This window comes from bacterium, assembly GCA_008933615.1.
GTDB lineage: Bacteria > CLD3 > CLD3 > SB21 > SB21 > SB21.
The window spans coordinates 77,932-91,169 of record WBUR01000011.1 but is presented as its reverse complement, the minus strand read 5'-3'; the positions used below and the strand labels follow the sequence as shown (position 1 = coordinate 91,169).

11 protein-coding genes are annotated in these 13,238 nt (G+C 40.3%); all 11 read left to right on the top strand.

Annotated elements, in window-relative coordinates; translation table 11 throughout:
* The first annotated feature begins 101 nt into the window (after window positions 1-101).
* The 11 genes from F9K33_05950 (at window position 102) to F9K33_05900 (ending at window position 13,233) form a co-directional block, all read left to right on the top strand.
* On the top strand, window positions 102-1,400 hold the full coding sequence (locus F9K33_05950; GenBank protein KAB2880347.1) for a glycosyltransferase family 39 protein: 1,299 nt from the start codon (window positions 102-104) through the stop codon (window positions 1,398-1,400).
* 6 nt (window positions 1,401-1,406) lie between these two features.
* On the top strand, window positions 1,407-2,813 hold the full coding sequence (locus F9K33_05945) for an O-antigen ligase family protein (protein ID KAB2880346.1): 1,407 nt from the start codon (window positions 1,407-1,409) through the stop codon (window positions 2,811-2,813).
* Complete coding sequence (locus tag F9K33_05940) at window positions 2,807-4,012, top strand: hypothetical protein (protein ID KAB2880345.1); 1,206 nt, start codon at window positions 2,807-2,809, stop codon at window positions 4,010-4,012. The genes F9K33_05945 and F9K33_05940 overlap by 7 nt, the downstream gene beginning before the upstream one ends.
* Before the next feature lie 4 nt (window positions 4,013-4,016).
* Entirely contained in the window at window positions 4,017-5,180 is a 1,164-nt protein-coding gene (locus tag F9K33_05935; protein ID KAB2880344.1) for a glycosyltransferase family 4 protein, read from the top strand.
* Window positions 5,177-5,887, top strand: coding sequence for a glycosyltransferase family 2 protein (locus tag F9K33_05930; GenBank protein ID KAB2880343.1), 711 nt, complete (start codon window positions 5,177-5,179; stop codon window positions 5,885-5,887). Before F9K33_05935 ends, F9K33_05930 begins: the two co-directional genes overlap by 4 nt.
* Before the next feature lie 2 nt (window positions 5,888-5,889).
* Complete coding sequence (locus tag F9K33_05925) at window positions 5,890-6,618, top strand: methyltransferase domain-containing protein (protein ID KAB2880342.1); 729 nt, start codon at window positions 5,890-5,892, stop codon at window positions 6,616-6,618.
* Between the two features lie 129 nt (window positions 6,619-6,747).
* On the top strand, window positions 6,748-7,542 hold the full coding sequence (locus tag F9K33_05920; protein KAB2880341.1) for a methyltransferase domain-containing protein: 795 nt from the start codon (window positions 6,748-6,750) through the stop codon (window positions 7,540-7,542).
* A 3-nt stretch (window positions 7,543-7,545) separates the two neighbouring features.
* Window positions 7,546-9,801 (top strand): zinc-binding dehydrogenase, encoded by a 2,256-nt coding sequence (locus tag F9K33_05915; protein ID KAB2880340.1) that lies wholly within the window; start codon window positions 7,546-7,548, stop codon window positions 9,799-9,801.
* Between the two features lie 45 nt (window positions 9,802-9,846).
* Complete coding sequence (locus tag F9K33_05910; protein ID KAB2880339.1) at window positions 9,847-10,257, top strand: GxxExxY protein; 411 nt, start codon at window positions 9,847-9,849, stop codon at window positions 10,255-10,257.
* 82 nt (window positions 10,258-10,339) lie between these two features.
* On the top strand, window positions 10,340-11,512 hold the full coding sequence (locus F9K33_05905; GenBank protein ID KAB2880338.1) for a delta-aminolevulinic acid dehydratase: 1,173 nt from the start codon (window positions 10,340-10,342) through the stop codon (window positions 11,510-11,512).
* Entirely contained in the window at window positions 11,509-13,233 is a 1,725-nt protein-coding gene (locus F9K33_05900; protein KAB2880337.1) for a hypothetical protein, read from the top strand. The genes F9K33_05905 and F9K33_05900 overlap by 4 nt, the downstream gene beginning before the upstream one ends.
* Window positions 13,234-13,238 lie beyond the last annotated feature (5 nt).

Below are 13,238 nucleotides of genomic sequence, written 5' to 3'. Positions count from 1 at the left end.
ATATTGACGTATCGTACTCAGAAACTCTTTATCCCTTACTATGATTATGAAAAATATATTGACTTCAAGACAACCATAGTCCCGAAAGCGTCAGAGACTTAATGGATACATCTAAAGCGGAAATAAGTCTGTTTGGCTGCAGGGACACGCGAACGTTTTTGATTGTGATTTTTGCTGTTGGATTTGTATTAAGAATGACGGCCAGCCTGTACGTGGATCAAGTATTGGGAGGCGCTTATGGCTTTCGTGATTTCGCTGAAAATTTAATAAATGGAGATGGCTATTTCTGGAGATATACTAATAACAAAGAAGTTTTGATTCAGAATTTAATCACGTTTAGGCCTCCGCTCTATACGTTCTTTTACACCGGCATGTTATTCTTATTTGGCGACCATAGTTTCCTTTTTATCATGGTTCAGTCTATTATCGGTGCTACCCTACCTGTGCTGATTTTTTTGATAGGCCGGTATGTATGGGATTCAAAAACGGCTTCGATAGCTGCCGTAATCGCCTGCGTGTATCCGCATTTCCTTACACGTGCGGGCAATGTGAGCGATGATAATTTATTTATGCCGTTTTTGTGTTTAGGGATTTTATTTTTGTTAAGAAGCCTTAAAACGAGTACCTTTTATGACACTTTTTTTTCTGCCCTGTTTATTGGTTTATCCCTTATGACACGCCAGACCATTATCTTATTTATTCCATTGATAGTCCTTTACTTACTTTTTCAAAACCGGCGCCGGCATTTTATTCACACGTCCTTTTTTGCAGCCATTTCGTTTTTCATGTTGTTACCCTGGCTTATATTCCACTATAGCAAATATGATAATCTCTCTCTCTCGGATGCCACGGGACGAACGATTTGGACGGGCAATAATCAGTTTACTTACGATCCGTCAATTTTTCCAGACCTCTCCGTTGACAAAATTGAACGAAGAATGTTCTCTTTGATCCCCAAAGCAGATGTGGAGGAACTAAAACACAAAAATACAGTCGAACAAGACCGCTATTTTATGGAAAACGCGATCAAGTTTATCCGTGAACATCCTTTGGATTTCGCAAAGTCGCTGTATTACAAGAACCTTGGCCTTTTCGGCTTCACGTACAATCCGAAAACAGAATATACTGCGGACAAAAACTCTCAACTTCGCCAGTGGATTCACACACTTTCTTACGTTCCGCTGTTATTGTTGGGTTTAATTGGGTTAGGCGTTAATATCGGAAAGAGGAACCATTCCTTTATATTTATTTTACTAATTATCTCATTTGTGTTGATCTCTTGGTTATTTTGGTCCCATACAAGGCATGCTATACCTTACCATATGGTCTGGATTCTATTTTCCGCAGATGTGATTTCAAGAATTTCATTACGTGTATTTCCAACTAACCGTTTTCAGTAAGACCGCATGGAAACCAATTTGTTAAATATAAAGAAATTATTTTTTATTTTTGTAATCATGTTGGTAGGCTTATGGGCAGTAATCAATCTGGAAATCACAGGAATAGTTTCCTTAATCGCTTTTTTTGCTCTGCTTTTTTTGTTTACGAGAAATTATCGGTCGGGCTTCATCGCATTATTATTCTTAAAGCCCATCATCGATCTTGCCTGGGATACCCAGTTATTTTCTTTTGGTTCCATTTCACTAAATCTGCTGAAGATTACCGGCTTCATCATTCCATTTCTATGTCTGGTCTATTTCGCAATGACTCCAAAAATATTCAAAGTGAATTCAAGAAATTCAGGCGTTCTGCTTTTTATTTTTATAAATCTTATAAGCATTTTTATTATTTTTCTTGACAGTTTTGCTTTAGGGAATGTCTTTGGAGGCTTAACCTATTTTTTTAAACTGCTGAACGGCTTCTTCATTTTCCTGGCGCTGCCTTTTGTATTTGATCGCGAGGGAGACGATGTGCTTATCATAAAGACTCTTTTTTATTCCGCTATCACCCCGACGATCTTATCAATTTTTTTGTTTGTCTTCGGGGGTTATAATGTTACCATCGGTCAGGATGTTGAAAGGTTCGCAGGCATTTACCACGATGCCGGCGGATTGTCCATCAACGCATTCATCGGCTTTACGGTCTCTGTGTTCTACCTGCAGTTTTTGAACTACGACCGTGGAGGGCAGGAAAAGATTTTTTTTAAGAAATTATTTGCCCTTTTGCTGATTGCCGCGAATTTGTTATTTCTTTATTTGGCGCTTACTCGAATCATGTATTTGGTTGTTTTCGTATTTGGCGTTATGTGGGTAATTTTTTATTACAGAAAATATCTCCTGGTGCTTATTGTTGCCCCTCTTCTCGTCTTGTGGATAATAAATAACGAAGATTTTAGACAAAGATCATGGAAGGAGTTCCGCGCGATAGAAGAATACGAAAGATCCGGTAAACAAGACAAATTGTTTCGATTTGCCGGCGGCGGGCGGATCTACATGTGGCAGGATGCATTTGATGTTATTGATAATATGGATATCAACCAAAAATTATTCGGAACAGGATACGGCATAGCGGCGCATAACGAGTATATAGATATTATCGTAAGAACAGGTTTTATTGGTTTTGTTATCTTCCTGATAATGCTGGCACGTTTGTTTTTCCAATTAGTCAACAACAGAAGTACCACATTGAATCCTCATTTTAAGAGTTTAAATCTATTTGCAGTAATTTTGCTGCTATGCTTTTGTATTATGAGTATGACTGGTTATACCGTTTCTCAAACGACGTTTGGAATTTATATATGGAGTATTCTTAGTATTTGCCTATTATTCGATAGCCGCAACATTTCATTCAACCCTGTTAAACCGGCATCTTAAGGAGATTTACCATTAGACAATTTAGCTTTTATTTGTTGGCAATAGGTATTGGAATAGTACTGTCCTTTGTACTTATCGAGATAGGATTGAGGTTAATTGGCGTTCAACCCGCAACCTATTTAAGGAAGTTTTCCCAATACCACGAAGTTCTAGGATGGGAAAAAAAACCGGATGTAGAGGGTTACTTTCAACGCGGAAATGTAAAAATACATGAAAAGTTAAATTCAAAAGGCCTGCGCAGTACAGATTACGGGTATGATAAACCGGCAAACACCTATCGGATACTTTTTTTAGGAGATTCCTTCACTGAAGGTTATGACGTCGAATTTGAATCGCTGTTTACTACCATTATAGAGAATCAACTAAATAAATATTATAAGGATGCTATTCGCATAGAAGTAATCAATGCAGGAACAGGAGGTTATAGTAACGATCAGGAATATCTTTTTTATCGTCTTGAAGGGTATAAGTATTCTCCTGACCTGGTGATCATGATGATCTATCCAACCAATGATGTCTATTATAATGCGCAAAATAAATATGGTAATTATTCAAAACCCAAATTTGAAATTCAAAATGACACTCTCATTTTAACAAATATGCCATTACCCGAACCGCCGTCCAGTGAATCTTTCAAAGACCTGTTTCGGGGACTGGCGATTTATCAGTTTATTTTAAATAATGTTTTATCCAAGATGCCGAATGTGACGGCGTTTCTGGGTTCGTCTGGCCTCGTTTCGGTCGAGACGGCTGAAATGGCTACGCAAAAGGGCCGTGCGCCGGCTTCATTCAGCATTTATGATAGAACGTACGACTCTGCGACCGACACAGCATGGACTATAACTAAAGAGATATTAAGGGCTACTAAAAAAACTACCGAAAAACTTGGCTCAGACTTCTTATTATTCTCTATACCCGACAAATTTCAGATTTATGAACCAAATTGGACTGCCACACAGAAGTCATATAAGGTGAACGATACCTTATGGGATCGATCAAAACCGGAGGCCATTCTTGCCGAATTTTGCAGAAAAGAAAATATAGCGTACATAAATTTCCTCGATTCGCTCAAAAGTCAAAAACCTGAAACATCCGATTTATACAATGGAGTACACTGGAATGAACTGGGCAACTATAGAGCGGCTGAAGTGCTCCTGAGGACCATTATTTCTAATTCATACACAAAAGTAAAAAACTGACTACATGCGCATAGGCATCTGCGCCTTAGGCGCGATCTCACAGGATACCGGTGGACAGACCTATATCATTAATCTTGCACGAACATTGCAGGAAATCGACAGAGAAAATGAATTTTATTTCTTTGTCAGTGATGCTGAAGGAGATATCCTGCCCTTAAAGGAGCAAAACTTTAAAAAAATATCAGTCCCAAATACTTCGGCAAATGTTTTTCGCAGATTGGCGGGTGAACATATCAAATTACCGTCACTGATAACCAAGTATAAAATTGATATTATGTATTATCCCAACAACTTTGCTTCTTTTTATTGTCCGGTGCCTTATGCCGTAGCGATCCGCAGCATGCTTTATTATCATTATCCATACGCTATCGACAAAACAAGGTTACGGTACCGGAAATGGCTTACACCCCGCTCCGCGCGACGGGCAAAAAAGATCATTGCCCCATCGGAAGACATTAAAAAAGATATTTGCAATTATATCAAAACTGATCCGGCTAAAGTGAAGGTGATCCATCATGGCGTAAATACTTCATTATTCGAAAAAGAATATGATGAACGCGAATACGCTGAGGTTTTTAACTCTCTTGGAATTAATGCTCCTTTTTTCCTTTACGTATCTGCGCTCTGGGAATACAAAAATCAGGATAAATTAATTTTAGCTTTTAAGGATCTCGTGAAGCGATACAACATTCCACATCAATTAATTTTAGTCGGCAAGGGGCTTAGCACAAAAGACAGCTATGAACAACGCCTACGAAATATGATAAAAGATCTGAAACTGGAGAAACGTGTCATTATGCCCGGTTTTCTGGGACATGACAAACTTAAGTACCTATACAAAAAATGTGAGATTTTTGTATTTCCTTCATCGTACGAGAGTTTTGGCAATCCCCTATTTGAAGCTATGTCCGCAGGAGTTCCGATAGTGGCGTCCAATGTTCACTCGTTTCCGGAAATGATCAAAGATGCGGGCTTATTGGTGGATCCTTTAAATGTCGACGAGCTTGCAGGAGCGATATCCAAAATCTTGCAAGACCCCAGCTTAAAGCGCCAATTAATTCAAGCCGGCAAAGAGAGGGTCAATTTTTTTTCGTGGATAAAATGTGTAACTGAAACTTTATCAGTGTTGCAAAGCACGACACGTCAATTCACAGAGGTTGCCAAGTGAAATTATCAATTATCGTTCCCGTATATAACGAGGAAAAGACTATTCGAGGCATTGTTGATGCCGTTTTGAATGCTCCTATTCTATACAAAAATGCAAACATTGACAAAGAAATCATTATTGTGGACGATTGTTCGAAAGACCATACCCGGTCGATACTAAGCACTGAATTAGAAAGTAAGGTTGATAAAGTGATTTATCATGAAGTAAATAAAGGCAAAGGCGCAGCCATTCGAACAGGAATTCAACAAATGACCGGTGACTTCATGGTCGTTCAGGATGCGGATTTGGAATACGATCCCAACGAATACTCTAAACTTCTGATACCCATAATCGAAGGAAAAGCCGACGTCGTGTACGGATCGCGTTTTAGCGGGAGCGACGCCCATAGGGTACTCTATTTCTGGCATTACAAAGGAAACCAGTTCTTAACCATGTTGTCAAATATGTTTTCGAATCTAAACCTGACAGACATGGAAACCTGCTATAAAATGTTTAGGAAAGAAGTTATTCAAAACATCCAGCTTGAACAAAATCGTTTTGGGTTTGAACCTGAGGTTACGGCGAAAATAGCAAAAATCCCGAATATTCGCATTTATGAGGTTGGAATTTCTTATTATGGACGTACTTATCAAGAAGGAAAAAAGATTAATTGGAAAGACGGTTTTTCAGCTATTTGGTGTATCGTAAAATACAATTTATTTAATTAGACATGCTTTTTAAAGATTTGTTGAAATTAACCGCTTGGGAGATTTTAAATCCATTTCTACTTAAGCTAAAAAGAAATAGAATTTACGGGTTTAAAGCAGGTTATACTGGAATCAACCTTGGATGCGGCCTTGATAACCCCTCCAATTGGATTGGCATTGACGGTGGCGTTTCCGTTGTTGTCAAGAATATGCCGAGACCGATAATTAAGCTTATGTATAGATTTCAGAATACTTCTAAAAATGTAGATGTTAACACATTCATCACAAAACTAAAGTCTACGGAAATAATTCATTTCGACTTCAAATACGGTATTCCATTTGCAAACGCCACTGTACCCAACATTTATTCGTCACATTTTTTTGAGCATTTATCGCGGGAACATTGTAATTTTATTCTGAAGAACTGTTTTCGAGTAATGAAGAACGGCGGAATAATTCGAATATGCGTACCTTCCTTAGATGAAGAAGTTGATAAAATTCGTAACGCTCTGCATTGTTATGACAGCGGTGATATACTTCCAATTGAAAAATATGTGACTAATTCATCCAGTGGCTACCTCAGTGCATATAGTAATCATCGCTGGATGTATAATTTCGACGAAATGAAGAAAATGCTAATGGCAGCAGGCTTCACTCAAATTGAGGAAAGGTCGTTTAGAGAAGGACGATTGCCTGATGTCGAAATTTTAGATACCCGGGGCGGACTTCATGTTGAAGGAATTAAGCCCTGAGAACATAACGTAAATGAGGAATAGAAATGGGTTTTGTAAGTAAGTTAGGCATACTTGGCGAATTGATCCGCTTTTTGTGGATGAAAAAATTATGGTGGATGATTCCGATGGTCATTGTTTTAGTGCTGTTTGGATTACTATTGGTATTTGCACAAGGATCAGGACTTGCGCCGTTCATCTATACATTGTTCTAGGATCATATTGGCAGATACATCGGACATCAAAGGTTATTTCAATACTTTAGCAGGGAATTGGAATAAGAATTATAGCAAAAGTAACCTGTTTTCGGAGCGATTAGAGAAGATCACAAAATTGACTTCCGATATCCAGTTGAAAGGCAAGATGGTTCTGGACATTGGTTGCGGAAGCGGTATGATCAGCTCCTATTTTTGTGAACAAAGGTCATCCGTATTTGGAATAGATATTTCTGAAAACATGATTCAGCAAGCTAATAGCTACTTACAGTCGCGGAATTTACAGGCAATACTAAGTATTGGTGACGCGACCAACCTGCAATTTCCAGACAACTATTTTGACGTCATTACTTGCGTCAGTGTTCTTGAATGGCTTGATAAAGACATTGAAGCCATTCGAGAAATAAGAAGAGTCCTTAAAAACGACGGCATAGCCATCGTATCGGTTCCAAATAAAAAAAGTTTGATGAGAATAGCGGAGAAACTTTATTTCACGCTAAAGAAAATGATTAGCCCCTATTTTAATCTCAAAACCGGTTACTTAGCATTTCAAAAAAATCAATATGTGCCTGATGAATTTGATAACCTATGTGAAACCACCAATCTAAAAAAAATTGATTCGTTGTATTACGTAACACCGTACTCCAAGTTTAATTTTTTCAAAAAATTGTCAACTTACCGCCTATTCGGCATGATCTATTTCGTTAAACTTCAAAAAGTCGGAGATTAACCCTTGCTTCAGGTTATACAAAATTACAAAAGCGGCGAACTAAAAGTGGAGGACGTGCCGGAGCCGTCATTAATGCCGGGCGGCATATTGGTTCGAAATGTTTTTTCACTGATTAGTTCCGGCACAGAAAAGACCACCGTCGAGACGGCGCAAAAATCACTGGTTGGCAAGGCGCAAAGCCGCCCTGATCTGGTTAAAAAGGTCATGGCTGTCGCAAAACGGGAAGGATTGCTCAGCACGTTTCGCCTGGTAAAAAATAAATTAGATACGCAGGTGCCTATGGGATACAGCTCCGCTGGCGTTGTGACAGCAGTAGCTCCGGATGTGGACGAATTTGCCGTAGGCGACCGTGTGGCTTGCGCAGGGCAGGGATATGCGTCCCACGCTGAAACGATCTTTGTTCCGCGCAATCTTGCCGTTAAAATTCCAGTCTCGGTCGAGTTGGATGAAGCCGCTTTCACCACTTTAGGCGCGATTGCTATGCAAGGCGTCAGACAGGCACAACTCGTTGTCGGAGAAAAAGTTGCCGTCATAGGATTGGGGTTAATAGGACTGATCACGGTTCAGATACTCAAAGCTTCCGGGTGTATCGTGACCGGTTTTGATATTGACTCCGACGCATGCAGCCTTGCAAAAGAATTGGGCGCGGATTATGCATTACTGACCGCCGGTAATTATCTCCCGATAATCGAAAAGATGACGGACGGGTATGGTGTCGATTGCGCAATTATTACAGCCTCCACCAAAACAAACCTGCCTGTCATTCTCGCAGGCGATATCACGCGCAACAAAGGCTCCGTGGTCATCGTGGGGGGCGTTCCCGCGGATGTACCGCGCAGCCCTTTTTACGAAAAAGAAATCGATATTCGTTTTTCAAGGTCATACGGGCCTGGACGTTATGACACGTCGTACGAGGAAAAAGGGCTCGACTATCCGTATGGTTACGTGCGGTGGACGGAAAATAGAAATATGCAGTCGTTTCTCCAGCTCACTTCTGATAAAAAGATCGATCTCAAAAAAATTACATCGCATCGGTTTAGAATCGAAGATGCGAATAAAGCCTATCAACTGATTACAGGCAAAACAAAGTCTAAAGAAAAATTTATTGGCATTTTGCTCGAATATGATCATCGCCGTGAGTTCGCGGTTCAAAAACATTTCATTGTTAACGAAACTTCCGGTTCAGCATCCCCAACTCCAACTGTTCGTGTCGGTTTCATCGGCGCGGGTAATTTTGCGCAAAATTATCTTTTGCCCGTGCTTAAAAAGGACAAAAGAATACTTTTGTCAGTGGTTTCTACGTCGAAGGGCCTGACGTCAACCAATGCGGCAAAAAAATTCAAATTCTTGAACGCCACGACCGACAACAACGAAATACTTCAACACGGCGATATCGACTGTGTTTTCATAACAACACGCCATCATCTTCATGCGCCATATGTTATAGCTGCAATGAAACAAAACAAAGCCGTGTTTGTTGAAAAACCCTTGGCACTGAATTATGAACAATTGCTGGATATCATCAAAACAGCAGAAACTCATTCGCCGCGGGTCATGGTTGGGTTCAACCGACGTTTTGCGCCCACGGTGGTCGAAACAAAAAAATTTTTCTCTAAAAAAATCCAACCCTGCGTTGTCACCTACCGCGTCAATGCCGGCTTTGTTCCGAAAGAACACTGGTCTCAGGATCCCGTGGAAGGCGGAGGACGTATTATCGGCGAAGTGTGCCATTTTGTTGATCTGATAAATTATCTCATCGGATCAACTCCTATTAAGGTGTATGCTGAGGTGGTCACGTCAACCCGGGATGATATGATGGGAAAAGACAATACAAGTATTACGTTCAAATACAGGGACGGGTCGATTGCGTCGATCATTTATACGGCATCGGGCGATAAATCATTTCCAAAAGAGCGCATCGAAATATTTAATGAGAATTCGGTTGCTGTTATCGATGATTTTTGCAAAGTCACCTTTTCGAGAAATGGAAAAACGCGGAGCTTCGGCGGGTCTAAGCAGGATAAAGGTTATAAGTTTGCATTGAATGTTTTCATCGAATCCGTCCTGACCGGCTCTCCTTCTCCTATTTCCCTGCAGGAATCTGTAAATGTAACCATCGCTACTTTAAAAATACTTGAGTCTTTGTCATTGGGAATCCCGGTGGATATCAGCCTTGATAATAGGCAAGAATTTCTCAACGGGTTATCGCGGATTCATACGGAAAGCTTACAGGAATCCCTTTTTCGTGAAAAATCGTAACTACTCACCACAGAGACACGGAGAACACTGAGAAACACAGAGAAAATGATTACGCAGAAGTCAATAAATGAGATTTCTTATAAGATAATAGGCTGCGCCATTGAAGTTCATAAACATCTTGGCCCCGGATTGCTTGAATCCGTTTACGAATCTTGTCTCATTGACGAAATGAAAAGCGCAGGATTGTTGGTAAAGTCACAGGTTTATGTTCCGGTTATTTATAAGGGAAAAGATTTAGGCGGAAGCTTAAAATTGGATGTGCTTGTTAACGATGTAATCATTGTTGAACTCAAAGCCGTCGAGCAGTTGATTCCATTGTATAAAGCTCAACTTTTATCATATTTGAAATTGACACTAAAACCCAAAGGATTGTTAATCAATTTTCATTGTGAAAACATAAAAGAATATTTAGTATCTTTGGTTACTGAAAAATTTGCCGCGTTACCAAAGGAATGACTTCGTGAAACTCGGTGTTCTCGGTGTCTCCGTGGTTAAATTTTTCATACCTGAGCAGTTACACAAATTATAATAAAAATTAATGGAAATCGCGCTTGATTCTCTTCGTTCTTTAGAAAATTATATCGAAAAGGAAAAATATCAAGGTTACGACTGTTATGACGCCTTGAATTCCCCTCTATTATCTGCATTGTCCTTCAAAAACAAGAGCTTGCGTATTGCGTTCATTCAAGCCCTAAAAATTTTACCCCTGAACCTACGTCCCCTTTTATTGGTGCCACGCGGCTACAATCCAAAAGGTCTTGGCCTTTTATTATCAGCAACATCCCACCTTTGGAGTGTCACATCCGATAAAAACTATTTGAAAAAACTCGGATTTTTGACTACATTATTATCTCAATTATCCAGTAAAGGTTATTCTGGGAATTGCTGGGGTTATAATTTCGATTGGCAAAGCCGTGTGTTTTTCGTTCCAAAATACACTCCGACCGTTGTCAATACGTCCTACGTAGCGCATGCTTTTTTGGATGCATACGAAGCAACCGGATACGAGAACTATTTACGCGTCGCTCGCGGAGCGTGTGATTTTATTTTGAAGGATTTGCACTGTTCAGAAGATGGTGATTTTATTTGTTTCAGCTACACCCCGATTGATCAGTTAAAAGTTCATAATGCCAATATTCTTGGCGCCGGGCTGTTGGCCCGAGTTTTTTCTTTTACACGTGAAGAGCAATTAAGACAAACAGCCAAACGCGCCGTTGGATACGTTATGAAGTATCAAAAAGCCGACGGTTCATGGAATTATGCAGAGACGAATATCCAGAAATGGATAGACAGTTTTCATACCGGTTTTGTTTTGGAATCGCTGAAACATTTTATTGATTCAACCGGCGACAAGGAGTTTGAAAAAAATCTCACTATAGGTTTTGATTTTTTTATCAATCATTTTTTTCTTGAGAACGGTACGCCGAAGTATTTTCACGATCGCGTATTTCCGATTGATATTCACAGCGCGGCACAAGGCCTCCTAACGCTTACAAAATTAAAGCGTTTTCATCCGCAGGCCGAGGCGATTCGAAACAAATTGATGCATTGGGTAATTCAGCATATGCAGGATGAAAAAGGTTTTTTCTATTTTCAGAAAAGAAAATATTTTACTAATAAGATTTCCTATATGCGATGGTCGCAGGCATGGATGTACCATGCCCTCACCTATTGTGTATATGATGAAAAAATGAATCAAGGAGTTGCATGATTATTCTCGGACTCAGCACGGGGCACGATGCAGGTGCTGCCATTATCGTTGACGGAAAAATCGTTACGGCCATCAATGAAGAACGCCTCAACCGAAAAAAAATGTATTGGGGATTCCCCGATTTATCGATTCCGGAGTGCTTGCGATCGGCAAATATTCGCGCTGAACAAATTGACGCCGTTGCGATTGCCGGAACAAGTTCAACGCGGGCAAAGCCTTTGGAATTCGGTTATGAATCGGTCGGTTTTTTTAGAACATTTTTTGCGGAACTAAGTAATACGCCTCTCACCGGAATACTTATGGGCACTGGGATTGGAACAAAAGCTACTCGAAAGGTTTTTGAGAGCTCAATTTTTCGCGGTACGTCTGAAATTGAGAATAAGTTAAAAGAGCATAACATCACCGCTCCGACGCATTTTGTTGATCATCACCTTTCCCATGCAACGGGCGCCTATTTTACTTCCGGGTGGAACGATTGTTTAACATTGACGTTGGATGCGAGCGGCGACGGGTGGTGTTCCCGCATTTACGATTGTAAAGACGGTAAAATGCAATTGATCAATTCAATACCCGCCTATCATTCTCCAGGCTTCTATTATTGTTACGTTACACATATATTGGGGTTCATTGCCCTACGGCATGAAGGTAAAGTGACCGGATTAGCCGCTTTCGGCAATGCAGACGCAACCAAAGATATTTTCGCCAAACGAATTTCTTACGATTCGAAAAAATTCAGTTTTGTCAACAAGGGAGGCTGGCTTCAGGCTGAAATTCGCATTCTCGAAAAATTACTAAAACCTTATTCCAGAGAGGACGTTGCTGCCGGCATTCAACGCAATTTTGAGGAAATGATAAGCCAATATGCGGTTGATGCGTGCAAGAAAACAGGCGCTAAACGTATCGCCTTAAGCGGCGGAGTCTTTGCAAACGTTAAACTAAACCAGGATCTTTGGGAAAAGACAAACGCTGAAGAAATTTACGTTTTCCCCAACATGGGTGACGGCGGTTTAGCCGCTGGAGCCGCGTTCGAGATCTATGCAAAAAATCATTCCAATTTTAAACCGTATCGTTTTCAAACTGTATATCTCGGATCGGATTATACAGAGGCTGAAATTGAAACTGCGCTAAAAAAATCAGGATTCACATACTCACGCCCCGATAACATCGAAGCCGCCATCGCAAAACTTCTTGCCGACAAGAAAATTGTCGCACGATTCAACGGAAAAATGGAATACGGACCCCGCGCGCTTGGTAATCGTTCGATTTTGTATCATTGTCAGGATCGAACGGTTAATGCATGGCTGAACGAACAATTGAACCGCACGGAATTTATGCCTTTTGCTCCGGTCCTGCTAAAAGAAGATGCGCACGAATATTTGGTCAACTACGACAAACAACACGATTATGCGGCTGAATTCATGACCGTCACGTACAATGTAACTGCTAAATGTTCAGAGACGGCGCCCGCTATTACCCACGTTGACAAAACAGCCCGTCCACAAATTGTAACTGAGGAAATAAACCGGTCGTATTATCATATTCTGAAAGAATACAAGAAGCTCACAGGACATTCCATTTTAGTGAACACCAGTTTCAATATGCATGAGGAACCGATAGTACGATCTCCGGAAGAAGCCATTACGGCATTTGCGCAAAGTAAGATCCATGCGCTGGCGATCGGCAATTTCATTGTTGAAGTAGACTGGACAAAAAAAGTTTAATGCTA